This window comes from Candidatus Pantoea deserta (assembly GCF_003813865.1).
Lineage (GTDB): Bacteria > Pseudomonadota > Gammaproteobacteria > Enterobacterales > Enterobacteriaceae > Pantoea > Pantoea deserta.
In genome coordinates this window covers 32,218-57,725 of record NZ_RMVG01000004.1, presented here as the reverse complement: position 1 = coordinate 57,725, position 25,508 = coordinate 32,218, and the positions used below count along the sequence as shown (strand labels likewise).

Here is a 25,508-nt window from a genome sequence, read left to right as displayed (position 1 = left end):
GCTACTATCGGTATGCAGCCATTTTTTCTTCGCTAACAGGAGTCAGGATATGCATGCACTGGTAGTCGTCGCCCACCCCGATCAGGATTCATTTACGCACGCCGTCGCTCGTGCGGTAACAGGCGAAATCCACTCGCCGCACTCCTTTGAAATCGCCGACCTGATCGCTGAAGGCTTCGATCCGCGCTATGCCGCCGCCGATCTGGCGCTGTTCCGCAACCAGGCCGAACCGCCTGCCGATGTGCTGACGGAGCAACAGCGGCTGGATGCCGCCGATGCGCTGGTGCTGGTTTATCCTGTCTACTGGTGGTCTTTTCCCGGCGTGCTGAAGGGCTGGATCGATCGCGTATTTACCCACGGCTGGGCCTATGAAGAGAGGCCGGACGGCAAAATTGACAAAAAGATGGGGCGTTTGCGGGTGCATCTGCTGGGTATAGGCGGGGCGAATCTGCGTACCTATGCGCGCCGCGGTTATTACGCGGCGATGCGTGCGCAAATCGATGAGGGCATCTTTGACTATATCGGCGCGCCGGTAAAGACGTCAGAACTGATTCTCCTGCCTGACGCCGACTCGACGGAAACGCATCTGGAAACCGCGCGGCAGACAGGACGTCGGCTGTTTGCTGATTAAGCCCCCTGAGCGGCCGCAGCCGCGCCGGGGGCTGACCGCGCGCTTAGTGGTGGTGGTGGTCGTGACGGTCATGATGGCGCTGGGCCTCTTTCCAGTGGTGACGACGCTCGCGTTCATGCCAGCGGCGCTCGCGCTCCCACTGTTTATGACGACGCCACTCTTCATGACGCCACCAGCGATGATCGTTGTACTGGTAACGTTCATGCCACCAGCGCGGCTCGCGCCAGCGACCGCCGTCCCAGTAGTTGCCGTGACGATCGCGGTCTCCCAGGTTTAGCGTCACGCCGGGCGCCAGGCTAATCGAGGCTCCGGCAGCCTGAACGTTGTGGATGGCCAGAGGCGACAGGCAGGTTAGCAAAGCAGCAAAAAGCGCAAATTTCATTTTCTTCTCCTTATCAGCGGCGGAACCGCCGCGGTGCGGGTCGTATTACGCCCGCGCATTGCTTGTGTTGTGAGGAGAGTGTCGCTGAAAATTGTGAGGAAAATCGGGAGAAAAAAGGGATTGAGACTATTCTGTCCGGAGAATTGCCCGGTACGAACCGGGCGGGCAGGGAATTACAGCAGCGCGCCTTCTATGGCGGACAGTTCCGCCAGGGTGAAGTGGCGGTTGGTCAGCATGGCGACCGCGTCGTCGATTTGGGCGGTTTTACTGGCGCCGATCAAAACGGACGTAATGCGCGCATCGCGCAACACCCAGGCCAGCGCCATCTGCGCCAGTTTTTGCCCGCGCTGCTGCGCAATCGCATTTAGCTGTCGGACCTTGTCCATCTTCTCCTCGGTCAGCTGCTCTTCGCGCAAAAACTTGCTGCCGCTTGCCACACGTGAATCCTCCGGGATGCCTTGCAGGTAACGGTCCGTGAGTACGCCGCCTGCCAGCGGTGAGAAAGCGATACAGCCGACGCCGTTGTCGTCCAGCGTCTCCAGCAGGCCGTTTTCCGGGCCGCGCTCGAACATGGAATAGCGCGGCTGATGGATCAGGCAGGGCGTCCCCAGATCGCGTAGAATCGCAATGGCTTCCGCCGCACGATCCGCCGGATAGTTAGAGATCGCGGCATACAGCGCTTTTCCCTGACGCACCACCTGATCCAGCGCGCGCATGGTCTCTTCAAGCGGCGTTTCTGGATCCGGACGGTGATGATAGAATATATCGACATACTCCAGCCCCATGCGCTTCAGGCTCTGATCGAGGCTGGAGATCAGATACTTACGCGAACCCCAGTCGCCGTAAGGGCCATCCCACATGGTGTAACCGGCTTTGGTTGAAATCACCAGCTCGTCGCGATAAGCCCGAAAATCCTCACGCAGAATACGCCCAAAGTTCTCTTCCGCCGATCCCGGCGGCGGACCGTAGTTGTTCGCCAGGTCGAAATGCGTGATGCCGCGATCGAACGCGTGGCGCAGCAGCTCCCGGCTGGTGTCGACGCGCGTATTGTCGCCAAAGTTATGCCACAGGCCGAGCGAGATGGCGGGCAGCTTCAGCCCGCTGTTGCCGCTGCGGCGATACTCCATTTGCTGATAACGATCGGAATGGGGGCAATAGGTCATAGAGAGCGTTCCTGTCTCAGAGGAGGGGATTAACCTGCAAGGATAGCAGTGTATACGGTTACACACAGTCAGAATGCGTTGCCGCTCGCATACTTACAGAATTATCCCCCGTCGTAACGGCAGGTTGCCACTTTTTTGTTCAGAGGATTAGCCTGCCGTCATACTGCTTTAGCAGCATGACGGATACTCAAACCAGACAACAGGTAAGAGGAAGGGCATATGCAACGCATGACCGTAGGCGATTATCTGCTGGCTCGCTTAAAAGAGGCGGGAGTGGGCCATCTGTTTGGTGTACCGGGCGACTATAACCTGCAATTTCTCGATCGCGTGATCGCGCATCAGGACATTGGCTGGGTTGGATGCGCCAATGAGCTGAATGCCGCTTATGCCGCAGACGGCTATGCCCGCTGCCGCGGCGCGGCGGCGCTGCTGACCACCTTTGGCGTAGGCGAACTGAGCGCGATTAACGGCGTCGCGGGCAGTTTTGCTGAGTATCTGCCGGTGATCCATATCGTAGGCGCGCCAGCCAGCCAGGCGCAGCAAAGAGGCGACTGCGTGCACCATTCGCTGGGCGATGGCGATTTCCGCCATTTTCTGCGGATGGCGGGCGAGGTGAGCGCGGCGACGGCACAGCTGAGCGCTGGCAACGCCGCGGTTGAAATCGATCGGGTCATTGCCACGTCGATGCGCGAAAAAAGGCCGGGCTATCTGATGCTGGCGGTCGATGTGGCCGAGGCGGAGATTGCGCCGCCCGCCGCGCCGCTTGATTTTGCGCAGCCTTCTGACGAACAGGCGCGACGCGCGTTTCGCGACGCCGCTGAGCAGCATCTGGCGCAGGCGCGGCGGGTCTCGCTGCTGGCTGATTTTCTGGCCGCGCGCTGGCAGCAGCAGACGCAGCTGGCGCAGCTGCGTCAACGGCGCGCCATCCCCTGCGCCACGCTGCTGATGGGCAAGGGCGTGTTGGATGAGCAGTTTCCGGGCTACGTCGGCACCTATGCGGCCGCGGGCAGCGAGCGCGACATCAACGATCCCATCGAGCAGGCCGATGTAACGATCTGCGCTGGCGTGCGCTTTACCGATACGCTAACCGCCGGCTTCACACAGCAACTTAACCCTGCGCGGATCATCGACATTCAGCCTTTTGCCGCCAGCGTCGCGGAGAGGCGCTTTGCGCCGCTAAACATGGCGGATGCGCTGAGCGAGCTGGACGCGCTTTTTGCCCGTTACGGCGAGAACTGGGCGCAGGCGTCCGACCCTACGCCCAGTAAGGCCCCGACCGAGACATCCGCTATCAGCCAGCACCACTTCTGGACGCTGATGCAATCTTTTCTGCAACCGGGCGACATTATTCTCGCCGATCAGGGTACCGCCGCCTTTGGCGCGGCGGCGCTGCGATTGCCGCCTGGCGCGCAGCTGCTGGTGCAGCCGCTGTGGGGATCCATCGGCTATACTTTGCCCGCCGCCTTTGGCGCGCAGACCGCCGCGCCCGCGCAGCGGGTTATTTTGATTGTAGGGGACGGCTCCGCGCAGCTGACCATTCAGGAACTGGGATCGATGCTGCGGGACGGACAAAGGCCCATTATTTTTTTACTGAACAATGAGGGCTATACGGTCGAGCGCGCCATCCACGGCGCGACGCAGCGTTATAATGATATTGCGCAGTGGAACTGGATCGCACTGCCTCAGGCGTTTTGCCTGCATGGCCAGGCGCAAAGCTGGCGCGTGACGGAAGGCGTACAGCTGAAAGAGGTTATGGCGCGGCTGCAAGCCCCGGCCTGCCTGACGCTGGTGGAAGTGGCGATGGACAAACACGATCTGCCGCCGCTACTGCGTAAAGTAACGGCCTGTCTGGCGCAGCGCAACGGCGGCTAAGATTCGGAGTGTTGCCGCTGTAAAGCGTCTTGCCGGACGGGTAGGCTGTGCACACCATCTTCAACGCTCGCCTTTTGTCGCGGCGAGCGTTGTTGTTTTACCGGCAGACTTTTATAGTGTCCTGCATCTTAGGGACCCCAAGCGGAGCAACAAAAGAATGACAACCTATGCCCTGGTCGGCGACGTCGGCGGCACCAACGCGCGACTCGCCCTGTGTGAGGTGGAATCCGGCAGCATCTCCCAGGCCAAAACGTTCTCAACCTCAGAATATGACAGCCTCGAAGCCGTCATCCGCCACTATCTTGGCGAGCAGCAGAAAGAGGTAAAAGACGGCTGCATCGCGATTGCTTGCCCTATTACGGAAGACTGGGTCGAAATGACCAACCATGACTGGGCTTTTTCCACCAGCAAAATGAAAGCCAGCCTCGGCTTCGAACACCTTGAGATCATCAATGATTTCACCGCGGTTTCGATGGCGATCCCGATGCTGACGGCCGAGCATGTGATTCAGTTCGGCGGCGGCGAGCCGGTAAAAGATAAACCCATCGCGATTTATGGCGCGGGAACCGGGCTGGGCGTCAGCCATCTGGTGCATGTCGATCGCCGCTGGGTCAGTTTGCCGGGCGAGGGCGGTCACGTCGATTTCGCTGCAAACAGCGATGAAGAGGATTTGATCCTGGAAGTGCTGCGCGCTGAGCTGGGACATGTGTCTGCCGAGCGCGTGCTGTCCGGCGCAGGACTGGTCAATCTCTATCGCGCTATCGTCAAGTCTGACAATCGCGTGCCAGAAAATCTTAAGCCAAAGGATGTCTCTGAGCGTGCGCTGGCCGACAGCTGCACCGACTGCCGTCGCGCGCTGTCGCTGTTCTGCGTCATCATGGGACGCTTCGGCGGCAACCTGGCGCTGAATCTCGGCACCTTCGGCGGCGTCTATATCGCCGGCGGCATCGTGCCGCGCTTCCTGGAGTTCTTTAAGGCATCCGGCTTCCGCGCCGCCTTTGAAGATAAAGGACGCTTTCGTGACTATGTTTCCCGTATTCCGGTCTATATGATCACCCACGATCAGCCCGGCCTGCTCGGCGCAGGCGCGCATCTGCGTCAGACGCTGGGACGGATCCTGTAAGCGTTGCTGAAACGGCCTGCGGGCCGTTTTTTTATGGGGTTATGAAAGGCAGGCGCGCGCCTAAAGGCGCATCAGCTCGCGAAAAAGCTTTACCTTGCTGCGGCTGACCGGCACCTGAAAGGTCAAATCGCGCAGTTTGAGCAGATAGGTATTGTTGAACCAGGGTTCTATCTCGCGGATTTTGCTCAGGTTCACGCAGTAAGAGCGGTGACAGCGGAAAAAGCTCTGCTCCGGCAGCCGGGCGCAGAATTCGCTGATGCTCATCGACATCACATAGGCTTCGCGCCGTGTATAGACAAATGTCAGCTTCTCGTGGGCCTCGACATAATAAATATCGTTAATATCCGTCACGATGATGCGATCGTCTTTCACCAGATTGACCGTCTGCGGCGCGCTGGTGGCGGGAGCCTGCGTCATGGCCTGCTGCTGACCGGCGGCTTCCAGCTTGTTCAGCATGGTGACGATACGCGCCTCATGATATGGCTTGAGAATATAGTCGAAGGCTTCCAGTTCAAACGCCTCCACCGCATGCTCTTTCCACGCGGTAATAAACACAATCAGTGGACGCTGGGCAAACTGATGAATATTTTGCGCCAGCAGCATGCCGTCCAGCGACGGAATATTGATGTCGAGGAAAATGACGTCAACGCGATGCTGCTGCAAATATTTCAGCACTTCCAGTCCGTCGTCAAAACAGGCTTCGATGACGATCTGGCTATGCTGCTGGATCATCCAGCTCAGCTCCTGCTGGGCGAGAAATTCATCTTCGACAATAATGGCTTTCATGAGGCGCTCTCCGTGACGGCAAGGGGCGACGCAGCCAGCTGGTCGCTTTTGCTCAGGGTAAAGGCGATCTCCGTGCCCGGTTGCAGGCGGGTAATGGTTAGCCCCTGACCGGTCAGCAGTCGGACGCGGTGATGCACATTCAGCAGGCCGATCTTATTGCCGGGCATCTCATTACTGGCCACGCGACGCATCACCTCGTCGCTAATGCCGGGTCCGGTATCGCGCACTGCGATGCGCACCCGGTCGCCGCACGCCTTAACGCTCAGCGTCACCACGCCCTTGCCGCGACAGGGCTGAATACCGTGGACGATGGCATTCTCCACCAGCGGCTGGATCAGCAGGCTGGGCAGCGAAAAGTGCAGATCGTCGTCAATGTCATAAATCATGGTCAGCTTGTCGCCGAAGCGCGCCTGCTCGATAGCGATATAGTCCTTTACCTGCCACAGCTCGCGTTTGATGTCGATGGTCTCATCATCATTCAGCTCCAGGTTGTAGCGCAGATAGCGGGAAAGATTGATCACCAGCTGGCGCGCGGTGTCCGGGTTAAGACGAATAGAAGAGTTAATGGCATTCAGGGCGTTAAACAGGAAATGAGGATTTATTTTACTCTGCAACGCGCGCAGTTCCGCTTTATTGGCCATTTCCCGCAGCTGCTCAGCACGCGACACCTCCAGCTGGGTAGAGATAATCTGTGACAGGCCGATGGCCATCTCCTTGAGCGAGCCGGTGATGCGATAGGCGCGCCGGTAGTAAATTTTCAGCGTGCCGGTGACTTTGCCTTTCTCGCGCAGCGGGATAACGATCATCGAGTGAATGTCTCGGGTGCGATGCGCTTCATCATTGTTCTTGATAATGATTTTTCCGCTGGACATAGCCTGAGCGGTGGTCGGGCTGATCCCTTCGTCGCCATTCCGGTAGTTGTGTTCGCCGTAGCCGACGTAGGCCAGAATATGGGTTTTATTGGTGATGGCGACGGCGTCGGCATTGATGTCGTGGCAGATAATCTCGCAGACGCGGCGCAGCGAATCACTGTTAACGTTACGGAACAGCGGCAGCGTTTTATTGGCAATATCCAGCGCCAGCTTGGCCTGTCGCGCGGCAATGGTCTCTTTTTCTCCCTCTACGCTCTGCACCAGCAGCACAATCAGGCCGATGCTTGAGGCGCCCAGGATCATCGGCAGCGCAATCTCCGAGACGATGGCCAGCCCAAGCGAAACCGGTTTTGCCCAGAGCAGGATCAGGATCATCGTCAGGGCCTCACACAGCATGCCGCCGACAATACCGATCCGCCAGCGCTGCGCTTTTGGCACGCGGCAGTTGATCGCGCCGGAGACGCAGCCGGCGATAATGCTGGTGATAAGGCAGGGCACCGAGGTGACGCCATCCATATCGATAAGAAAGCGGTGCACGCCAGCGATAATGCCGGTGATGATGCCGACCCAGGGGCCAAACAGAATGCCGCCCGCCATGACCGCGATCACCCGAACGTTCAGCAGCGAACCCTCGACGTGAATGCCTGACCAGGTGCTGAACAGGGCAAACAGCGAAAAGATAAGGATAACGGCGGCCTTTTCCAGCGGCGAGTGGTCATCCTTATGCAGCAGCTGGCGGAAAATACGTGTGCGGGTCAGGAAAAACAGGCAGATGAGCATCAGGGCGGCGCGGTCAAACACCGCCAGCAGCATATCGAAGTGGGAGATCACGTCCAGCCTTCAGATCGGAAAGAGTCAGGGACCTACTATAAAAAATGTGATCGCGATGCGCCAGCCGCGAAAAACAACAGGCGAGGTCTTTCTGTGATAAATCAATTTTCAGTGGGATAAAAAAGAGGAAACCTGAGTGCGAAAATGGGGAAGGCTTTTTTGCTGGCTATGCACTGGTGAGCAGCAAACGAGTTTGGTATGTTTTCACAGCCGTTATGGCGTCCGCCCGGAGTCTGTTCATGCAGTTAATTACGCCCCGTCTTACCCTGAAGACGCTCCAGCCGGAAGACTGGCTGCTGTTTCGCGCTGTCCATGAAGATGCCGCGACCATGACCTGGGTAGGCGACATTCCCGATGAAGATGATTTACGCCAGCGTTTTAACGAGCGGCTCGCGCCCTGGCAGGTGACCAGTTTTCATATGCTGTGCGTGGTGGCGCGCCTGCGCGACAGCGGCGAGCCGATCGGGCTGTTTGGCTGTAGTCCGGAATGGGAGCCTTATCGTCAGGCGGAGGTCGGCTATATGCTGCTGCATCGCCACTGCGGCAAAGGCTACGGCAGCGAGGCGCTGGCCGGCCTGAGCGATTTTCTGCTGTCGGCTGGCTTTCACAAACTGAAAGCGCTGGTGGTCGAAGGGAATCAGGCGTCGCGCCGTATTCTTGAAAAGAACGGGTACGCGCTGGAAGGAACGCTGCGGGATAATTATCTGCTGAAAGGACAATGGGTGAACGACTGGGTGTTTGGTCGCCTGAATCCGGAAAATTAAAAAAATTTTCTTCTGCATCTCGACAAGTTTGTCATCGGCACGCTATGGTCTTTTTTCGGTCACACTGGTGGTGACCTGCGTCGCTCGGACGGTCCGGGCGCTTACGTATTCAAGAGGACATTATGGCTGACAACAGCACACCCCGTCGTTTCTCGCGTATCGATCGCCTTCCTCCCTATGTCTTTAATATTACCGCTGAGCTGAAGATGGCTGCGCGTCGGCGCGGCGAAGACATCATCGATCTCTCAATGGGTAATCCTGATGGCGCGACGCCGCCGCATATCGTGGAAAAGCTCTGTCAGGTGGCGCAGCGTGAAGATACGCACGGCTACTCGACGTCACGCGGCATTCCGCGTTTACGTCGCGCGATTTCACGCTGGTACGCTGAGCGTTACCAGGTCGAAATCGATCCCGAATCTGAAGCCATCGTCACTATTGGTTCGAAAGAGGGGCTGGCGCATCTGATGCTGGCGACGCTGGATCACGGCGATACGGTGCTGGTGCCGAATCCCAGCTATCCGATTCATATTTACGGCGCGGTGATCGCCGGGGCGCAGGTGCGTTCGGTGCCGCTGGTGGCGGGCGTGGATTTCTTCGCCGAGCTGGAGCGCGCCATTCGCGAAAGCTACCCGAAACCGAAAATGATGATCCTCGGCTTTCCCTCTAATCCCACCGCCCAGTGCGTCGAACTGGACTTTTTCGAACGGGTGATTGCGCTGGCAAAACAGTACAACGTGCTGGTCATCCACGATCTTGCCTATGCCGACATCGTCTATGACGGCTGGAAAGCTCCGTCGATTATGCAGGTGCCCGGCGCGCGCGATGTGGCGGTCGAATTTTTTACCCTGTCGAAAAGCTATAACATGGCGGGCTGGCGCATTGGCTTTATGGTTGGCAACAAAGAGCTGGTCTCCGCGCTGGCGCGCATTAAAAGCTACCACGACTACGGCACCTTTACGCCTTTGCAGGTGGCGGCGATTGCGGCCCTGGAAGGGGATCAGCAGTGCGTGCGCGATATTGCCGAGCAGTACAAGCGTCGCCGCGACGTGCTGGTAAAAGGGCTGCATGAGGCGGGCTGGATGGTGGATAACCCCAAAGCCTCTATGTACGTCTGGGCGAAAATCCCGGATCATTACGCCCACCTCGGTTCGCTGGAGTTTGCGAAAAAGCTGCTTCAGGAAGCGAAGGTGTGCGTGTCGCCGGGCATCGGCTTTGGCGATTACGGCGATACGCATGTGCGCTTCGCGCTGATAGAAAACAGCGATCGCATTCGTCAGGCGGTGCGAGGGATTAAAGCCATGTTCCGCGCGGACGGTATTTTGCCGGGCAGCGTAAAAGCGGTGGAAGAGGCGGAATAAGGTTAAGCGGGGGCGACAGCGCTGTCGCCCCAGGCTAACGCTACAGCATCAGCACAAATGTGCCGACCCAGAGCAGCACAAAGAAAGAGATTCCCATCAAGGCGTATTTCACAGACAACTCCTCTGAGCGGTTACGACGATAGCGATCCCAGACCAGCGCAACACGAACAGAATGAGAAAAAAGCATCAGGTCATCATCGCCTCAGGCATTTTCTCAGGTCGTTCTGAGTAACTCAGAACAGGATCGAGCGCTAATTTACGCGTAATCGATCCTAAAATAAATAGTCCCAGCCTGAGAGAAGCATCACATTTTTACGGCACTTCAATCTCTGGAATCGCCGACATGCCAACCCGCAGCTGCGACAGATCGGGCTGGTCCCTGTCCAGCACAATTTTCACCGGAAGCCGCTGGACGACCTTAGTATAGTTACCCGTCGCATTGTCAGGCGAAATAGCTGAAAAGGTCGCGCCGGTGGCAGGGGCGATGCTGTCGACATGTCCGTTAAAGCGCTTGCCCGGCAGCGCATCGACCGTGACGCGGACCCGCTGTCCCTGACGAACGTCGCTGAGCTGCGTCTCCAGAAAATTCGCAGTGATATAGGTTTGCTGTAGCGGAACAACCGCCAGCAGTCGCGTGCCGGCGGAGACATAAGCGCCGACGCGCACCGCGCGCTGACCGACCATGCCGTCTACCGGCGCAAGGATACGCGTATAGGAGAGATTCAGACGCGCCTGATCCACGCTGGCCTGCGCGGCCGCGACATCAGCCTGCGCCTGGCGAATCGCCGCCTGCAATACCCCGATCTCCTTCACCGCAGAGACCACGGCGGCCTGGCTCTGACGCACGGCGGCGGCGGCGGAGCGCTGCGTTGAGCTGGCTTTTTGCTGATCGTCGGCCGCAATGGTGCCGCTTTTATACAGACGGTTGTAGCGCTCGGCGCTCTGACCGGCATACTGTGCGGTCGCCTGATTCGCCGCCAGCGTCGCTTTTGACTGCTCGATGGCCGACTGCTGCTGTTCAAGCTGCGCCTGGCTGCTCAACAGCTTCGCCTGGCTGACCTGCAAATCCGCCTCGGCGCTCTCCAGCGCGACGCGGTAGTCGCGGTCATCCAGCGTCGCCAGCACGTCACCCGCTTTGACCTGCTGGTTATCCTGTACTTTTACTTCGGCGATGTAGCCGGAAACTTTTGGCGCCACCAGCGTGTAATCCGCGTTGACGTAAGCGTCGTTGGTGCGGTGGTCGTTGCCGGTCATGGCTGACCAGATAAAAAAGGCCATTGCCAGCAAAACCAGCAGCAACAGGCTCAGCAGCACGGTTTTTCTCATTACTAAAGCACGCATAATCTTATTATCTCGATGTCGAAGAGGCAGGTTGAATCAGGGTTTGCGGCGGCCAGACGCGCTTCGGCAGCCAGGCCGTAAGCAGCAGCAGCAGCGCGGCAAAGGCGATCAGCAGCAGCCAGCTGTCGCTCAGGCTCAGCACCGTCGCCTGATGCTTCACCAGCGTGGCGAAGCCGCTCAGGTTTTCGCTGCTGCTGACGCTACCGTCGGTCAGCAGCGGATAGCGGGCGCTGGTTTCGGCGCTGTTGGGCGCGCTCATCAGCCACGGGCGGCTGGCGGCCTGGTCCAGCAAAATGTTGGAGTGGATCTTTTCGCGGTGGCTGAGAAACACCTCGACCAGCACCGAGGCCGCGACGCTGGAGAAGCCGCGCACGGTATTGAACATTGCCGAGGCAAAAGGACCTTCTGGCGGCGCCACCACGCTGGTGGCGCTCATCAGAATCGGCAGGATCACCATCGGCTGACCAAACGCCTGTAGGATCTGCAACGTCCAGAAATTCTGGCGCGCCCAGTCGCTGGTGATCTGCGAGCCAAGCAGGCAGGCGGATATCAGCAGGGCGACGCCCGCCGCCAGCACCCAGCGGCAGTCGATCCAGCGAATATTCAGCAGCGCGGCCACCAGCGGCGCAATCAGCAGCTGCGGCAGGCCAACGGCGAGCGCCAGCGGCGCGAACTGCAATGTGCGGAATCCCTCCACCTGACCGAAGTAAGCCGACGGCAGCGCCGAGCCGGAAAGCGAGACGATCAGCACGGCCGCCAGCGCCAGCAGGCCGTGTGTCAGGTTGCGGCGCGACAGCATCTGTAGCCGAAACAGCGGCAGCGGATGCAGCCATTCATTAATCAGAAACACCGCCAGCAGCGGCAGCGCGGTCAGTAACATCCCGGCGAACAGCGGCGAGTCGAACCAGTCGAGGCGCTCGCCCTGCGTCAGCGCCAGTATCAGCAGCGCCATACCGCTGCATCCGGTGAGCATGCCGAACAGATCGATCTGCTTAAAGCGCTCCAGGCGCAGCGGATCCTGCGGCAACCCCCATCCGAACAGCAGCATCGCCAGCAGCATCAGCGGGACCACCTGCCAGAATACAAACATCCAGCTGACCTCGTCGGTCCAGAACGCGGCCAGCGAGGCGGCCATATTGGGGCCAAAAGTGGCCGTCAGCGCATAGCCCCCCAGGCCATAAAGCTTAAGCGGCGGCGGCAGAAAGCGCAGCGCAACGGTCATCAGCATCGGCGGCAGCGCGCCGCCGAACAGTCCCTGCACCACGCGCAGCGCGATAAAGCTGTCGGGCGAGGGCGCCAGCGGCAGCAGAATGCCGCACAGCATAAAGCCGGCGGAGACCGCCAGCGAAAAGCGTCGCAGGGAAAAGGTGACGGCAAACCAGGGGGCGATCATCATGGCGGCCACTTCAGCTGCCTGATAGGCCGAGACAATCCAGCTGCCCTGATCGTAGCTGACGCCGATAGCGGCGCGAATATCCGCCAACGCAATGTCAGTTACGCGATCGTTAAGTCCTGAGGTCAGCGCGGCAATTAGCACGCCGATCAGTCCCAGCGCGAGGCGAAGTGTAAAAGGATGCGGCGCCGGCGCAGCGGCAGGCTGAGCGTTCATAGCAGGTTTCTCGTTATTATGATGCAGTGTATTGCGATGTGATACAGGTCGCGATTTTACATTTCGGTATGCTGTATTGCAATGTGGTACATGCTGTAAATCGTGCCTTTTTCGCGGTAGAGTAAGGCAGCTGAAAAGGACGACCCATGGCAAAACTTCCATCCAGCCGCGAGGATGAAAAATCAGGCGGTATTCAGGTCATCGCGCGCGCGGCCAGCATTCTCAACGCGCTGGGAGAGCATCCTGGCGGTATGAGCCTCGGTGAAATTGCGCAGGCGGTGGATCTGCCGCGCTCAACGGTGCAGCGCATCGTCGCCGCACTCGACAGCGCCCAGCTGGTGCGCAGCAGCGGCGCGGGCGGTTTGCGTCTTGGCCCGGCGCTGCTGAAACTTATCTCCAGCGTTCATACCGACGTCGTCGATCTGATGCGGCCGGCGCTGGAAGCGCTGTGCGCGGCAACCAATGAAACCGTCTCTCTTTCACGCGCCAGCGGCACCCAGCTGGCTATCGTTCACTACGTGGTCGCCTCGCGCGAACTGCGCGTCGTGCCGCGCATGGGGCTGAATCTGCCGCTTTACAGCACCTCTGGCGGTCGGGCGCTTCTGGCGCTGGAGTGCGACGAAGACGTGCGGGTGATGGTCGGGGAGGCCTACCGCGAGCTAACAGATAAAACGGTGAAAACGCTGCCGCAGCTGATGGCGCTGATCCGGGAGGTGCGCGAAACCGGCATCTCCTACGATCGCGGCGAAACGCTGGAAGGCATCTCTACAATGGCGGTGGCGCTGGATACGCTGTTCGGTCGTTTCTCTGTCTCTTTGCTGGTGCCTGCGTCCCGCTTTCAGAAAAATGAAGCGGTTTACCGGAAAGAAATGCTTAAGTGCAAAGAGGCGCTTATACGCGAAATCGGCAAAAACGCCGCTGTGGAAGGATAAACTCTGATGAAAACACTGCTGATGGCTGTTGATAATTCCCCGGTTGCTGAAAAGGTGATCGCAACGGCAATTGATGAAGCGCTGGCGCATAAAGCGCAGGTTGTGGTGCTGTGCTGCGTCGATCCCGCTTACTCCTCCTGCAACCAGCCAATTGATATTACCGCTGGCGAAGATCCGGAAGATTTCGCCGTCGCGCAGGATGAGCAAAATACCGCCGAGCTGGTGGTGCGGCACGCGCTGGCGCCGCTGCTGCGCGCAGGCGTGGACGCGCGCGGACTGATTATCGCGGGAGAAGCCGCAGATACCATTGTCGCTCAGTCACAGCAGCTTAACGCGCACATGATCATTATGGGGCGGCGTCATCTCTCCTCGTTTAATCGTCTGCTGAAAGGATCGGTGAGCGCGGCGGTGATTGAGCGCGCGCACTGTCCGGTACTGATCGACGTTCGTAAGGATTAGACGCCTTCGCATGACCTCGTTGTGGATCGTTACGCTGGCAGCTTTTGTCCTGCTGGCGCTTATTATTGTGGTGCTGATTAAAACCACCCGGCTGCGCGCCTGGCAGGGCGTCGTGCTCTTTCTGCTGCCGCTGCTGCTGGCCAATCTGCTCTGGTTTAGCTGGCTAAAGCCGCAGCAGCAGCGCATTGCGCAGCAGAGGACGGCGACAGATTATCTGGCGAGTACGCCGGGGTATCGCGTGCTGCAAACGCAGGAACCCGCGCTCTGGCAGCTGCTGGTACAGGAGTTACAGCACAGGCTGCGCCAGGGCGAAGCGCCGCCTCAGGCGGCGGGCGAGCTGCGCGGCTGGCTGGCGGATGTGATCAATCAGCGCCTGATGCGCGCGCCTGACGCCGCCGTGGTTAACTATATTGGCGTCTCGGTTGACGTGATGCAGGCGCTCGGCAAACGCGATCCGCAGCTCTGCTTTCGCTTTCTCTATCCACAGGTGAGCGGCGGAGTGAATCTGGTCAAGACGCTGCCTTCGCTCAATACGCGGGAAGCCGAAGCGATGGAGCAGCTGCTGCTGGCCAGTCGCGGCCCGGAGTTGCCAGTGGATCAGCCGCAGGCGCAGCAGGATTTGCAGCGCATTGTCGCTGGACTCTATAAAAAATGGGGCGACAAGCTTCAGCAGCTCAACCTTCCCGCTGATACGGCGGTGGATCGCTCCTCGATGTGCGCTATGTCGGTCGATCTCTATCGCACCATTCTCGCATTGCCGGACAAAAACGCCGCCAATCTGTTGCGTAGAATGGTAACCCTCTCCGGCTGACAGGCGAAAAAAAGCCCGCTCAGTGCGGGCTAAATAGCGGTCAGATTATCTTCTTAATTTCACCTGGTGTGGTGCAGACGCTGTTTTATCTGAAAGCATCATCTCACCCCTGTTTTGATAGTGATACCCGTTTGGTCATATCACTTTAATCGGTAAAAGCTTGGTTACGTTATGTGAAGTCGGGCAGTTGTCCGATAGCAGCGCGTTGCGCTGCCGCTTACACTGCCGCGACAATGTGAGGAAGCAAAATGAAAGTCTTTATTACCAGCGCGGTGGCGCTGTTATTGTTGACAGGCTGTAGCGTCAGCAAACCGGGAGGATTTGAACGGGTCGATGAAGATCCCAGCTCAAATACTGTGCAATATCGCTACGATCCGCAGAAATTAAATAAAGATGCGATGGAGCTGGATTTAGCCAGTTATTGCAACAGCAAGGGATTTGATAAAGTCGAGGCGCTGAGTCCTAAGGACAGTCATATTCCGGGACTGAAAACCGGCTGGTTCCAGTGTAACTACTCCGTAAAAAGTTAAAGGGTTAAGCCAATAAAATGGGCGGGTAATATCCCGCCCTTATTTTTTATATATGCTGTGTGAAATCTTTGCCCTTAGCGGTAGTGATGCCAGCCATGGTGGCCGCCGTGATGCCATCCTCCGCCATGTCCTCTGTCGATAATGCACCCGCTGAGCATAGAAACAACGGCAATCACGGTTGCAGCCTTAACGATATTTTTCAAAGAAAGCCTCCTCTTTTCCGATGGGTATGACATTACGCCGGAATAGTGGAGCGAAGATGCACTGAATGTAGAGTTATTTAGAGAGATATTACCGGATATTTCAGCGCCAGTCAGAAATGTGTTGCCGGTAAATAAGCCTATCGGAACAGACTGAATAACTGTGATTATCGGCAAGATAATTCTGAAAATCAAGCGTGACCTTTTTACCCGCCGCGGCAAATTCGAACTAAAGTATGCTGATGCGTAATTAAAAGGAGAGATTATGAAGCGAGAAGTGAAAAATGTGCTGGCATTACAGGCGGAGCTGGGAGAATGCCCAATCTGGTCAGTGCGCGAACAGGTGCTGTGGTGCGTTGATATTCTTGCGCCCGCTATTCACCGCTTCGATCCGCGCAGCGGCGCGCTGGAGACTTTTCCGCAGCAGGAAGAGGTGGGCTGTATTGGCCTGCGCGAGCAGGGCGGTCTGATAGCGGCGTTGCGCAGCGGCGTCTGGCTGCTGGACGAGCAGGGCAGGCCGCAGCGTAAAATCGCGGATAACCCCGGCGAAGCGGCAAAAAGCCGTTTTAACGACGGGCGCGTGGATCCCTGGGGCAATTTCTGGTGCGGCAGTCTGTGGGAACCCCAGGATATGAATGGCGCGTTGCTGTGTCGCGTAACGCCCTCATTGCAGCTTGAGGTAAAGGCGCGCGACATCAAAATTTCTAACGGCGTAGCGTTTTCGCCCGACCGCCGCTGGATGTACCACAGCGATACCCCCAATGAAGTGCTCTTTCGCTATCCGCTGGATGAAAATGGCGAACCCGGTCCGCGTGAACGCTTCCGTCAGTTCGACGCGAAAGGGGGATTGCCGGATGGCGCCGCGGTGGATAGCGAAGGGTTTTACTGGTCGGCACAGTTTGACGGCGGCCGTATTGTGCGCATCGATCCCGTCAGCGCGCAGATTGTCGATGAGATAGCGCTGCCGGTGCGCTGGCCGACAATGGTGGCCTTTGGCGGTCCCGATCTGAAAACTCTCTATATCACCAGCTCGCGTGAAGATCGCACGCCTGAAGAGCTGGCTCGTTATCCGCAGTCGGGAGATCTGCTTGCGGTTGAACTGGATGTCGCGGGCATCGCTGAACCCTGTTTCCCCGGCTAAAAGCAAAGCGGGTCCATCCTGAAAACGCGAGCCGACGGCGAACCGGCTACAGACAACATAGCGCGCACCTCATGTCTGAGGTGCGCCAGCAGCCGGAGCATAGTTAAACATCTTTGCTGGCGTTTCAGACGCGGCGCTTCTCCAGCCGCGTCGCCAGCCAGCGATTAACTTCCGCTACGTTGCAGCACCTGCTCCGCCAGCGGCTCGCGCTGCGGCAGGCGGATGATGAGCGACAGCAGCAGCGACATCACCAGTAGCGTCATGATCAGGCTAAAGGTGACGGTGAAGCCGCCGAATACCGAGGCCACCAGCGAGCCAAGCACGCTGCCGATACCGAAGCCCAGATAGAGCAGACCGTAGTTTTTGGTCAGATTATTGAGACCGAAGAAGTCACTCACCAGCGACGGGAACACGGTAATGGTGCCGCCGAAGCTAAAGGCAACGCAGGCCAGCGAGATAAAAAATGTCGTTTCATTCATGCGGGTGAACAGCAGAATACTCATTCCCGTCAGCGATACGACCTGCGCCAGGGAAATTACCCGAATACGCGCCATTTTGTCAGACAGCACGCCCAGCACCAGACGACCGCTCAGATTGGCGATAGCAATCACCGTTACGGCATTCGCTGCTGTTTGCGTGCTGAGATGCACCAGACCTTCGCCAATATCCTTGGCAACGCCGATAACATAAAGTCCGCTCATACAGGCCGTCAGAAACATCATGGCCAGCATCCAGTATTGCGGCAGTCGCACTGATTCAGCCAGCGTATAGTCGCGCGTCTGCTGCGAAGCCGGACCGGCCGCGCGCTGCACGGGCGCATCGCGCATCATCATCGCGCCGAAAATAATCATACCCATGGCCGCCAGGCCCCAGATAATAAAGGTCTGCTCCAGCCCTACTGCGCTAAGCAGCGCGCCACAGATGAATTTAAAGCCCAGACTTCCCAGCCCGTAAGCGCCAATGGCGCAGGCGGAGATCACGCCTTTGCGTTCCGGGAACCATTTCACACAGTTCGACAGCGTCATCAGATAGCCTGCGCCATCGGCCAGACCGACCATAATGCCCGCGCTAAGATACAGCAGCATCAGGTTGCTGGCGTGGGCGGTGAGCCAGAAGCCCAGCGCCATCAAAATGCCCGCGCCGATGGCGACCCGACGCACGCCAAAACGCTCCTGTAATTTTCCCGCCAGCGAGGAAGCAATTGCCAGCCCCAGGCTTAACAGCCCGAAAGAGAAAGCGACCTGGCTGACCGACGCATCAAGTTTCTGGGCCAGCTGACCGTTAAATAAACTCCAGGTATAAACGGAACCCAGCGCAAACTGGGTAATGATGGTGCCGACCAGGGTTAGCCAGCGTGTGCGTTGATAAGATGAGGCGGTGTACTGGTTCATATTGTTCTCTCCCGTTCGGGAATCTGGAAACTGCGGCCAGATTACGCCGCGGCTGCGCGCGCGCGGTAAAAAACGGCATGAACGGGATGAAATACGTCATGAAATGCCATTCACAGGGCATGAATAACATCCTGTACCGCTTCGCTAATTTATGACCAATTCAGCAACCTGATAGTAATTGGTTACAGGGGGTAAGCAGATGTGTCCTGCGAGCCGTTTTAACGGCAGGATGGCAGAATTTTTGCCAGGCTTAGAGTTCACTAAACAGGAGGAAATATGAAAGACCGAGCATATGAATCCCTTAGCTGCGAGGACGAAGTCCGCTGCATCATCGGTCAGGCAGTGATTGAACTTAGCGATGAGCAGCAGCCCGTGACGAAATCGACGCTGGCATTGAAATTGCTCTCCATGGCCGACCAGGATACTGACGATGAGCGCGTGCTGCTTTACTGGATTGCGCGAAAGGCCATCAATCAACCCCATCAACTAACCGCTATGCAGCGCCGGGCATGACGCTCACGCGGAGCGGGCACAGGCCCGCTCTTTGCTACGCGGCCACGCGCCGCCTTAATACCGGCAGACGCGCAAACATCACCAGATTTCCCGCCAGAATCATGGTTAATCCTAAAAACGCCTCGGCGTGCCACTGATATCCCTCATAAAGCGTCGACAGTGCCAGCGCCACCAGTGGAAACAGCAGCGTGCTGTAGGCCGCCTGACTGGCGCCGATACGTCCCACCAGCGTGAAGTAGGCGCCAAAGCCAATCACCGAGCCGAAGATGGCCAGATAACAGAGGGCGCCTGCCCATTGCCAGTTCCAGACGGGCTGCAAAGACTCGCCCTGAGACAGCGTCAGCAGAGCCATAGCCAGCGCGCCATACAGCATGGCGTAGCTGTTGGTCGTCAGCACATCGCGTTGCAGGCGCTGGTGGCGCAGGCTGATCATATTGCCCAGCGAAAATCCCAGCGTCCCCAGGGCGCTCAGCCCTATGCCCCACAGCAGCGTAACGGAAGCTTCGCTGTTATGCAGCTCCTGCCAGAAAAGCGCGACGATGCCGCCGATGCCGAGCGCTGTCGCAGGCAACAGGCGCACAGAGGGGCGCTGACGGAAGAAAATCCAGCTGTTCAGCGCGTTATAGAGAACCGCCATTGAAAAAATCACCGACTCCAGCCCGCTGTTGATCCACGCGGCCGCGTGATAAAAACAGAAAAAGTTAAAGCCAAAGACACAGCAGCCCTGTAGCAGACAAAAGAAATGGTCGCGCGCGTTAAGTGCGCGCAGGCGTTTCACCGCCTTCAGAATTAACAGCATCACCAGCGACGCGACGATGAATCGCCAGAATACCGCTGCGCCCACGCTGCCGCCGCTTGCTGCCTGCTGAGCAAAAATCGCAATCCAGGTTGTTCCCCAGATCGCGACCACCGAAAGATACAAACAAAGATTCATGACACGCCTCCTTCTTATTCAGACCAGAGTGTTACCCGTCTTAAGGCGTGTCGCTTGCATCAGCCTGCGGCGCATTTGCAAATTCTTGCGCTTTTTTTTCCTCAGCGGCGGATAACGCTGTTCTCCTGGTGCGGCTCTTTTTACACTGAGAAGCCGTAACCAGGAGAGCGCCCGTGAATTACCAGACCTTTGATATGCTGCAACGTCACAAAGCCCAGCTGCGTCATCACGCGCGGCTCAACGACGGCATTCAGCTGGCGCACTGGTTCAACAGCGGCGATCGCGTCACCAATCTCAGTAACCACCATACCCTTAGCCTCTATATTGCCGACGGTTACGACACCTGGCATAAAACGCCTTACGGCTGGCGCAACGGCGGCGGACCGGATCGTTTCTGTCTGATGCCCTCAGGTATTGAGTCCACCTGGGATCTGCGTTCCGATCTCTCTTTTGCGCATCTTTACTGCACCGAAGCGCATTTGCGCCAGATGGCCGAAGAGATATGGGATCGCAGCCCGGCTCAGCTGGAGCTGCACGAGAAGGTCTTTGCCAGCGACGATCGCATTACCCAGCTCTACCGCCACTTTTTGCTTAGCTGCGACTGGCAGCAGCCTGCCAGCCAGCTGATGCTGAGCAGCGCCTCGACGCTGCTGTTGACGCATCTGTTACAGCATTACAGTGATGTACAGTGGCGCGCGCCGCAGGTGCGGGGAGGTCTGTCTCCCGCCGTGCTGCGTCATCTGACTGACTTTATTGAGGCCCATCTCGATCAGCCATTAACCCTGGCGCAGCTGAGTCAGCAAGCGGCGCTGAGCGAATTTCACTTTGCGCGTATGTTTCGTCATTCGGTCGGCGAGGCGCCGCACCAGTATGTGATGCGCCGCCGCATGCTGCGGGCGAAGGAGATGCTAGCGGATGCCTCGCTGTCGTTAACAACCATCGCCCTGAGCTGTGGGTTTTATTCATCCAGCCATTTCAGTAATCGCTTCAGGCAAATTAATGGCATGTCGCCTTCGGCATGGCGAAGCAGCCAGCGCGCCACATCATCCCGGCAGAGAGAGTGATCCTCGATAGTGGCATGTTGTCTTTTTTTAATTATTTTTCGCCAGTGAGTAAAAAAAACTTTTCACCTTTGCTTTTTTATTTGTATTTTAATTTCCTTCTTTAATAATTCTTAATTTTTTCAATCCCGATAAATCTGCTTTGAAAAGTGCATTGATCGTTATCAATTATTTATAATCTTAGCGTTAAGACTAAACTTATTCCTCTGGAGTCAGGTTAACTGACCGCGTTATTGTCATTAAGCGGTTTTTGACAGCGTCTGCGGTCGAAAAAACAGACGATACCTGAGTTAATGGCAGGTGAAAAATTCTGGTTTTATTGTATTTTTAGTGTCAATCTCTGATTATTTGATCAACGAAAGGTTATTGATCTATTATCGCTTGCTGTAATAAACAGGACCTGTCTGTAGCGATAAAATCAAGGAGTGACTAATGAGCAATAATTCGCACTATAAAATTTCCAAAACCTGTAGCCTCGTTACCCCCCATCCGCCGGCTCTCTTCTCCCGGAAAAAAACACTCTTTTTGCGAAGGGAGGCGAGGGATAAGTGCCTTCATCGGCCAGGGAAACTGGCGTGGTTATTCCAGCCGGGCAAGCCTGATACCCCTGTAAATAATGCTGTTAATGCCCTCTATGAATATTCTTCGACGCCGAATCTGTCAGCAAAAAATATACGGGCAGCAGACGCCATTGCAGAGGCGCTAAAGATAAGGTTATACGGTTTGACCGCAGTCTTCTTCAACCGACGGCTCTTATTAAGGTCGCTGGTAACCTCGTTGTTGCCGAGCGTGACGCCGAAATGCGTAATTATTGCTGGCGTCGAGGCGGCAGCTTGCAATTGCCGCCAGCTATATCAGCGACTTGCCTTCCAGACGCCGCACTATCTGAAGTTGACTCGGCGCACCTGTCTGGGGCGATGCTCGATTTCATACCCGGACAGACGCATCCGGCGGCCGCAGGCAGGCGGGATGAGACGCAATCCAGATGCTTTGCGGTACTAAAAACATGAATGAAAGCAAAAATGAAGTTATCGCCTTCGCGAATATTGACAGGTTAATGCAGGAGATATGGCTACAGGCGATCAGGCTACGTTCTGGTCCGCAGTTCAAAGAAGGCGAGGGGCGGATATTGTGGGAGCGTTGCGCGGCAGATATTGCGCGCGTTCAGGCGCGGCTAAAATCGGCCGCGCTGGATGACGTCAGCTGTCAGCATATTCTTTATGCGCAGTGCGCACTGCTGGACGAAGTAATAAAAGGGCGCAGCGTGCGGGATGACGCCTGGAGGCAATGGTATGCCTTGCCGCTCCAGCAGCACTTTCTTGGCACCCGAGACGCCGGAAATAAACTGTGCGAGCGGATGCGTAACGTTTTGCGCGATCCCGCCGCTCACAGCGCGGTGCTGAGCTGTTTTCATCGGGTCCTGCTGCTGGGCTTTTTGGGAGAGTATCGCAGGCTTGACGAACCGGGACGCAGAAAGCTGGTTAAAAAACTAGGCGAAAGAGTTATGTCGTTAACTCATCGCCAGACGCAGCCGAACCTGACCTCTGGACACACCAGGGAGCGTCTGGAGGCGTCATGGCCGACGTGCCTGGGACTTAGCGTGCTGCTGATGTTGCTGTGCGTACTCTGGCCCGGACTCGATTACTGGTTTGAGCAGATGCTATTTACGCTATTGCCTGTCGGAGTGATGAGGTGAATTTTTACAGCCGCGCCTTATCGGCTCTGCTGTTTGTGCGCTTTACTGTTCTGCTGTTGTTGAAGGGAACCAGGCAGACAACGCCGCAGCGTCATTAGCGAGTAAGGTGTCGCTAGTAAAAAACGTTATCAGAAAAGACGTCGTCAGATGTTGCGTTGGTCAGATGGGATGCTTTATCCCTGAGCGGAGTAAGGGGAGTATCAGATCTTGTTTTCCGGCAGATGATAATATCGCGAAAGGACTATTCGCCGGTTGAACCAGAGTAAAAGGTCAGCCAGGCTATCGCTGGCAGGTTGAATTTCATCTTTTCACAGGTCGCGAGGCGCTGGCGCAACGCGAATTTCCCTGTCGGATAGGATCTTCAGCGCTACCGCCGAAAGCGAGCCTTTGTAATTAGGCTGGAACCGCACATGTCCGGTGCTTCAGTTCTTGCGCAGAGTTAAAGCGGGCGCGCCATAGCAGCTGGTTAATGGCTGATAATGACATGCTGTTACGATCTTTGAAGCAGCGGTCCTGTTTCGCAAATCTTTTCATAAAGAAATAAGACGTATCGACTGACTGTCCGCATGGCAATAAACCTGACAGCGCCGCCGCAGGGAATTATTTGAAGGATGTGCATCCACAGTGAAAACAGCGCGTTGTAGCTCAGCAGCAGGCATTGCCCTGGGACTGCGCGTACTGTTTATTTACATGAAGATCTAAATATCTCATGAAAATATACATGGAGTTTCTTTTGCGAACTATTGCAGCCGCCTTGATTTAAATCAACGTGGTTGCATTAACGTGTGAAAATTTCAGGTTTATTATTTTTTCTGGTAAATATTTCTTGCCCTGGAAAGAAAATCAGTAATTCCAGTTGGTCTGATTAAATAACTCAGATTGTCATTTGATGTGAAATTTTTAGGAATTTTCTATTTGCGTTTTTTTGATCTGAAAATTTGATTGGGTGAGGTTTGTTGCTCTATTATCTCGCTGCTTAAACTAATCAACGGATATGAAACAGTGATTAAACAGGGGACAGAGTGATGGCTGACAGCTTTCAAAGCGAAATACCTAAGGCGCGTATTAACCTGAAACTTGATTTACATACAGGTGGCGCAAGCAAAAAGACCGAACTGCCGCTGAAGTTACTGGTTACAGGGGATTTTAGTCATGGTCAGGAAAATGCGCCGCTTTCAGAAAGGAAAAAATTAAATATTAATAAAAATAATTTCGACAGCGTGCTTGCTGAATATTCCCCAAAAGTTGACCTGGCGGTTAAAAATACGCTGGCAGACGACGGGAGCGAGGAAAATATCAGTCTGACTTTTCGGGAGATGAGAGATTTCACGCCCGAACAGGTTGCTCGCCAGATCCCGCAGCTTAAAGCCATGCTGGCAATGCGCAATCTGCTTCGCGATCTGAAAGCGAATTTACTGGATAACCAGGCTTTCCGTAAAGAGCTGGAAAAAATTCTGCTCGACCCGGCATTGAGCGCAGAACTCAGGAGTGAGCTCGCCTCTCTGGCGCCAAAACAGCCATAACGGCCGCGATCTTTTAACGGATTAATTAAGGATGATGTTGATGTCTGTAAAAAATGAGAATGCCGTCGGCGGCGAAAGCGTGGTGCTTGAACGTACTGGCGCTGGCGGGGTTTACGCCTCCCTGTTTGAAAAAATTAATCTGAATCCCGTGTCTGAGCTGAGCGCGCTGGACATCTGGCAGGACACGCAGGCGATGTCGGATGCGACAGCGGATGAACGTTTAACGGCCGGGATGCAGGTCTTTCTGGAGTGCCTGAAAAAATCGGGCTCAAAGGTAGAAAAACTCGACAAGAATCTGATTGACCATCATATCGCTGAGCTGGACTACCAGATTAGCTGTCAGCTTGGCGCTGTCATGCACCATGAGGACTTTCAGGCGGTAGAAAGTCTGTGGCGCGGCGTGAAATCTCTGGTCGACAAAACCGATTTTCGCCAGAACGTGAAGGTTGAGTTGCTGGATATGTCTAAAGAAGATCTGCGTCAGGACTTCGAAGACAGTCCGGAAATCATCCAGAGCGGACTGTATAAGCACACCTATATTGATGAGTATGATACTCCGGGTGGAGAGCCGATTGCCGCCCTGATTTCCGCTTACGAATTTGATGCTTCTGCTCAGGATGTCGCTCTGCTGCGCAGCATCTCTAAGGTGTCTGCTGCTGCGCATATGCCATTTATCGGTTCTGCTGGCCCGAAATTCTTCCTGAAGGATTCGATGGAGGATGTGGCCGCCATTAAAGACATCGGTAACTACTTTGACCGCGCCGAATACATCAAGTGGAAATCTTTCCGCGAGACGGATGACGCCCGCTATATCGGTCTGGTGATGCCGCGAGTGCTGGGCCGCCTGCCTTATGGTCCCGATACCGTCCCGGTTCGCAGCTTTAACTACGTTGAAGAAGTGAAAGGTCCGGATCATGACAAGTACCTGTGGACCAACGCCTCGTTTGCCTTTGCGTCCAATATGGTGCGCAGCTTTATCCATAACGGCTGGTGTGTGCAGATCCGCGGGCCGCAGGCCGGGGGGGCCGTTCAGGACTTGCCTATCCATTTGTACGATCTGGGCACCGGCAGTCAGGTGAAGATCCCGTCTGAAGTGATGATCCCGGAAACCCGCGAGTTTGAATTTGCGAATCTGGGCTTCATTCCTCTGTCGTACTACAAAAACCGTGACTATGCGTGCTTCTTCTCGGCTAACTCCACCCAGAAACCGGCGCTGTATGATACCGCCGATGCGACCGCCAACAGCCGTATCAATGCTCGCCTGCCTTATATCTTCCTGCTGTCGCGCATCGCGCACTATCTGGAGCTGATCCAGCGCGAAAACATCGGCACAACCAAAGATCGCCGTCTGCTGGAGCTGGAGTTGAACACCTGGGTGCGTAGTCTGGTTACCGAAATGACCGATCCCGGCGATGAACTTCAGGCTTCACATCCGCTGCGTGACGCTAAAGTGGTGGTGGAAGACATTGAGGACAACCCCGGTTTCTTCCGCGTGAAGCTCTACGCCGTGCCGCATTTCCAGGTAGAAGGCATGGACGTCAACCTGTCGCTGGTTTCTCAAATGCCGAAGGCGAAATCGTAAGGC

Annotated in this window: 26 protein-coding genes; 16 read left to right on the top strand and 10 right to left on the bottom strand. The window is 56.4% G+C overall.

The window, feature by feature from the left end:
- Positions 1-49 precede the first annotated feature (49 nt).
- Positions 50-631, top strand: a complete 582-nt coding sequence (locus BBB56_RS07805) for an NAD(P)H-dependent oxidoreductase (RefSeq protein ID WP_123800406.1) — start codon at positions 50-52, stop codon at positions 629-631.
- A gap of 43 nt (positions 632-674) precedes the next feature.
- Here BBB56_RS07805 and BBB56_RS07800 read toward each other — a convergent pair whose 3' ends face one another.
- Entirely contained in the window at positions 675-1,013 is a 339-nt protein-coding gene (locus BBB56_RS07800) for a DUF2502 domain-containing protein (protein ID WP_123800405.1), read from the bottom strand.
- A 173-nt stretch (positions 1,014-1,186) separates the two neighbouring features.
- Positions 1,187-2,176, bottom strand: coding sequence for an L-glyceraldehyde 3-phosphate reductase (gene mgrA / locus BBB56_RS07795; protein ID WP_123800404.1), 990 nt, complete (start codon positions 2,174-2,176; stop codon positions 1,187-1,189).
- Positions 2,177-2,395: 219 nt separating this feature from the next.
- On the opposite strand from mgrA, the gene BBB56_RS07790 reads away from it, so the two are divergent.
- Together BBB56_RS07790 and glk are read left to right on the top strand one after the other, a co-directional pair.
- Positions 2,396-4,048 (top strand): thiamine pyrophosphate-binding protein, encoded by a 1,653-nt coding sequence (locus BBB56_RS07790; RefSeq protein ID WP_123800403.1) that lies wholly within the window; start codon positions 2,396-2,398, stop codon positions 4,046-4,048.
- 157 nt (positions 4,049-4,205) lie between these two features.
- Complete coding sequence (gene glk / locus BBB56_RS07785) at positions 4,206-5,171, top strand: glucokinase (protein WP_123800402.1); 966 nt, start codon at positions 4,206-4,208, stop codon at positions 5,169-5,171.
- A gap of 60 nt (positions 5,172-5,231) precedes the next feature.
- Here glk and BBB56_RS07780 read toward each other — a convergent pair whose 3' ends face one another.
- Both BBB56_RS07780 and BBB56_RS07775 read right to left on the bottom strand, forming a co-directional pair.
- Positions 5,232-5,957: a LytR/AlgR family response regulator transcription factor gene (locus BBB56_RS07780; RefSeq protein ID WP_123800401.1), complete on the bottom strand. Its 726-nt coding sequence runs from the start codon at positions 5,955-5,957 to the stop codon at positions 5,232-5,234.
- Entirely contained in the window at positions 5,954-7,642 is a 1,689-nt protein-coding gene (locus tag BBB56_RS07775) for a sensor histidine kinase (protein WP_123800568.1), read from the bottom strand. Before BBB56_RS07775 ends, BBB56_RS07780 begins: the two co-directional genes overlap by 4 nt.
- A 257-nt stretch (positions 7,643-7,899) precedes the next feature.
- Here BBB56_RS07775 and BBB56_RS07770 point away from each other — a divergent pair, with 257 nt between their 5' ends.
- Together BBB56_RS07770 and alaC are read left to right on the top strand one after the other, a co-directional pair.
- Positions 7,900-8,424: a GNAT family N-acetyltransferase gene (locus BBB56_RS07770; protein WP_123800400.1), complete on the top strand. Its 525-nt coding sequence runs from the start codon at positions 7,900-7,902 to the stop codon at positions 8,422-8,424.
- A 122-nt stretch (positions 8,425-8,546) separates the two neighbouring features.
- Positions 8,547-9,782 (top strand): alanine transaminase, encoded by a 1,236-nt coding sequence (gene alaC / locus BBB56_RS07765; RefSeq protein WP_123800399.1) that lies wholly within the window; start codon positions 8,547-8,549, stop codon positions 9,780-9,782.
- Between the two features lie 40 nt (positions 9,783-9,822).
- Here the strand turns inward: alaC and ypdK are convergent, their stop codons facing one another.
- The 3 genes from ypdK to BBB56_RS07750 form a co-directional block, all read right to left on the bottom strand.
- Positions 9,823-9,894: a membrane protein YpdK gene (gene ypdK / locus BBB56_RS23735; protein ID WP_006120362.1), complete on the bottom strand. Its 72-nt coding sequence runs from the start codon at positions 9,892-9,894 to the stop codon at positions 9,823-9,825.
- A 200-nt stretch (positions 9,895-10,094) separates the two neighbouring features.
- Positions 10,095-11,123, bottom strand: a complete 1,029-nt coding sequence (locus tag BBB56_RS07755) for an HlyD family secretion protein (RefSeq protein WP_123800398.1) — start codon at positions 11,121-11,123, stop codon at positions 10,095-10,097.
- 7 nt (positions 11,124-11,130) lie between these two features.
- Positions 11,131-12,732 carry an MFS transporter gene (locus BBB56_RS07750; protein ID WP_123800397.1) on the bottom strand — a complete coding sequence of 534 codons (1,602 nt, stop codon included), beginning with the start codon at positions 12,730-12,732 and terminating at the stop codon, positions 11,131-11,133.
- 146 nt (positions 12,733-12,878) lie between these two features.
- On the opposite strand from BBB56_RS07750, the gene BBB56_RS07745 reads away from it, so the two are divergent.
- From BBB56_RS07745 to BBB56_RS07730, 4 genes are all read left to right on the top strand, one after another.
- Positions 12,879-13,664, top strand: coding sequence for an IclR family transcriptional regulator (locus tag BBB56_RS07745; RefSeq protein ID WP_123800396.1), 786 nt, complete (start codon positions 12,879-12,881; stop codon positions 13,662-13,664).
- 6 nt (positions 13,665-13,670) lie between these two features.
- On the top strand, positions 13,671-14,123 hold the full coding sequence (locus tag BBB56_RS07740; protein ID WP_123800395.1) for a universal stress protein: 453 nt from the start codon (positions 13,671-13,673) through the stop codon (positions 14,121-14,123).
- Between the two features lie 10 nt (positions 14,124-14,133).
- Entirely contained in the window at positions 14,134-14,934 is an 801-nt protein-coding gene (locus BBB56_RS07735) for a hypothetical protein (RefSeq protein ID WP_123800394.1), read from the top strand.
- Between the two features lie 248 nt (positions 14,935-15,182).
- Positions 15,183-15,464 carry a hypothetical protein gene (locus BBB56_RS07730; RefSeq protein WP_123800393.1) on the top strand — a complete coding sequence of 94 codons (282 nt, stop codon included), beginning with the start codon at positions 15,183-15,185 and terminating at the stop codon, positions 15,462-15,464.
- Between the two features lie 74 nt (positions 15,465-15,538).
- On the opposite strand, the gene BBB56_RS23920 is transcribed toward BBB56_RS07730, so the two are convergent.
- A complete protein-coding gene (locus BBB56_RS23920) occupies positions 15,539-15,667 on the bottom strand; it encodes a hypothetical protein (RefSeq protein WP_255420552.1) in 129 nt (42 codons plus the stop codon).
- A gap of 262 nt (positions 15,668-15,929) precedes the next feature.
- Here BBB56_RS23920 and BBB56_RS07725 point away from each other — a divergent pair, with 262 nt between their 5' ends.
- Positions 15,930-16,805 carry an SMP-30/gluconolactonase/LRE family protein gene (locus BBB56_RS07725; RefSeq protein ID WP_123800392.1) on the top strand — a complete coding sequence of 292 codons (876 nt, stop codon included), beginning with the start codon at positions 15,930-15,932 and terminating at the stop codon, positions 16,803-16,805.
- Positions 16,806-16,969: 164 nt separating this feature from the next.
- On the opposite strand, the gene BBB56_RS07720 is transcribed toward BBB56_RS07725, so the two are convergent.
- A complete protein-coding gene (locus BBB56_RS07720) occupies positions 16,970-18,196 on the bottom strand; it encodes an L-lactate MFS transporter (protein WP_123800391.1) in 1,227 nt (408 codons plus the stop codon).
- A gap of 276 nt (positions 18,197-18,472) precedes the next feature.
- Here BBB56_RS07720 and BBB56_RS07715 point away from each other — a divergent pair, with 276 nt between their 5' ends.
- On the top strand, positions 18,473-18,709 hold the full coding sequence (locus BBB56_RS07715; protein ID WP_123800390.1) for a hypothetical protein: 237 nt from the start codon (positions 18,473-18,475) through the stop codon (positions 18,707-18,709).
- Positions 18,710-18,743: 34 nt separating this feature from the next.
- On the opposite strand, the gene BBB56_RS07710 is transcribed toward BBB56_RS07715, so the two are convergent.
- Entirely contained in the window at positions 18,744-19,643 is a 900-nt protein-coding gene (locus BBB56_RS07710) for a DMT family transporter (protein WP_123800389.1), read from the bottom strand.
- Between the two features lie 173 nt (positions 19,644-19,816).
- On the opposite strand from BBB56_RS07710, the gene BBB56_RS07705 reads away from it, so the two are divergent.
- The 5 genes from BBB56_RS07705 to tssC all read left to right on the top strand — a co-directional run bounded on the left by BBB56_RS07705 (position 19,817) and on the right by tssC (position 25,505).
- Positions 19,817-20,707 (top strand): helix-turn-helix domain-containing protein, encoded by an 891-nt coding sequence (locus tag BBB56_RS07705; RefSeq protein WP_199756220.1) that lies wholly within the window; start codon positions 19,817-19,819, stop codon positions 20,705-20,707.
- Positions 20,708-21,136: 429 nt separating this feature from the next.
- Positions 21,137-21,706, top strand: coding sequence for a hypothetical protein (locus tag BBB56_RS07700; RefSeq protein WP_123800388.1), 570 nt, complete (start codon positions 21,137-21,139; stop codon positions 21,704-21,706).
- Positions 21,707-21,710: 4 nt separating this feature from the next.
- Positions 21,711-22,400, top strand: a complete 690-nt coding sequence (tssL, locus tag BBB56_RS07695) for a type VI secretion system protein TssL, short form (RefSeq protein ID WP_123800387.1) — start codon at positions 21,711-21,713, stop codon at positions 22,398-22,400.
- Positions 22,401-23,425: 1,025 nt separating this feature from the next.
- Positions 23,426-23,923: a type VI secretion system contractile sheath small subunit gene (tssB, locus tag BBB56_RS07690; protein WP_123800386.1), complete on the top strand. Its 498-nt coding sequence runs from the start codon at positions 23,426-23,428 to the stop codon at positions 23,921-23,923.
- 34 nt (positions 23,924-23,957) lie between these two features.
- Positions 23,958-25,505: a type VI secretion system contractile sheath large subunit gene (gene tssC / locus BBB56_RS07685; RefSeq protein WP_123800566.1), complete on the top strand. Its 1,548-nt coding sequence runs from the start codon at positions 23,958-23,960 to the stop codon at positions 25,503-25,505.
- The last annotated feature ends 3 nt before the right edge of the window (positions 25,506-25,508 follow it).

Coding starts and splice junctions, on each gene's coding strand:
- BBB56_RS07745 (WP_123800396.1), top strand. CDS start 12,879: ATGGCAAAACTTCCATCCAGCCGCGAGGATGAAAAATCAGGCGGTATT.
- BBB56_RS07805 (WP_123800406.1), top strand. CDS start 50: ATGCATGCACTGGTAGTCGTCGCCCACCCCGATCAGGATTCATTTACG.
- BBB56_RS07700 (WP_123800388.1), top strand. CDS start 21,137: ATGAGCAATAATTCGCACTATAAAATTTCCAAAACCTGTAGCCTCGTT.
- tssL (WP_123800387.1), top strand. CDS start 21,711: ATGAATGAAAGCAAAAATGAAGTTATCGCCTTCGCGAATATTGACAGG.
- BBB56_RS07740 (WP_123800395.1), top strand. CDS start 13,671: ATGAAAACACTGCTGATGGCTGTTGATAATTCCCCGGTTGCTGAAAAG.
- BBB56_RS07790 (WP_123800403.1), top strand. CDS start 2,396: ATGCAACGCATGACCGTAGGCGATTATCTGCTGGCTCGCTTAAAAGAG.
- BBB56_RS07770 (WP_123800400.1), top strand. CDS start 7,900: ATGCAGTTAATTACGCCCCGTCTTACCCTGAAGACGCTCCAGCCGGAA.
- BBB56_RS07735 (WP_123800394.1), top strand. CDS start 14,134: ATGACCTCGTTGTGGATCGTTACGCTGGCAGCTTTTGTCCTGCTGGCG.
- glk (WP_123800402.1), top strand. CDS start 4,206: ATGACAACCTATGCCCTGGTCGGCGACGTCGGCGGCACCAACGCGCGA.
- BBB56_RS07800 (WP_123800405.1), bottom strand. CDS start 1,013: ATGAAATTTGCGCTTTTTGCTGCTTTGCTAACCTGCCTGTCGCCTCTG.
- BBB56_RS07780 (WP_123800401.1), bottom strand. CDS start 5,957: ATGAAAGCCATTATTGTCGAAGATGAATTTCTCGCCCAGCAGGAGCTG.
- BBB56_RS07725 (WP_123800392.1), top strand. CDS start 15,930: ATGAAGCGAGAAGTGAAAAATGTGCTGGCATTACAGGCGGAGCTGGGA.
- alaC (WP_123800399.1), top strand. CDS start 8,547: ATGGCTGACAACAGCACACCCCGTCGTTTCTCGCGTATCGATCGCCTT.
- BBB56_RS07710 (WP_123800389.1), bottom strand. CDS start 19,643: ATGAATCTTTGTTTGTATCTTTCGGTGGTCGCGATCTGGGGAACAACC.
- tssC (WP_123800566.1), top strand. CDS start 23,958: ATGTTGATGTCTGTAAAAAATGAGAATGCCGTCGGCGGCGAAAGCGTG.
- BBB56_RS07730 (WP_123800393.1), top strand. CDS start 15,183: ATGAAAGTCTTTATTACCAGCGCGGTGGCGCTGTTATTGTTGACAGGC.
- tssB (WP_123800386.1), top strand. CDS start 23,426: ATGGCTGACAGCTTTCAAAGCGAAATACCTAAGGCGCGTATTAACCTG.
- BBB56_RS07750 (WP_123800397.1), bottom strand. CDS start 12,732: ATGAACGCTCAGCCTGCCGCTGCGCCGGCGCCGCATCCTTTTACACTT.
- BBB56_RS07715 (WP_123800390.1), top strand. CDS start 18,473: ATGAAAGACCGAGCATATGAATCCCTTAGCTGCGAGGACGAAGTCCGC.
- BBB56_RS07775 (WP_123800568.1), bottom strand. CDS start 7,642: ATGCTGCTGGCGGTGTTTGACCGCGCCGCCCTGATGCTCATCTGCCTG.
- BBB56_RS07755 (WP_123800398.1), bottom strand. CDS start 11,123: ATGCGTGCTTTAGTAATGAGAAAAACCGTGCTGCTGAGCCTGTTGCTG.
- mgrA (WP_123800404.1), bottom strand. CDS start 2,176: ATGACCTATTGCCCCCATTCCGATCGTTATCAGCAAATGGAGTATCGC.
- BBB56_RS07720 (WP_123800391.1), bottom strand. CDS start 18,196: ATGAACCAGTACACCGCCTCATCTTATCAACGCACACGCTGGCTAACC.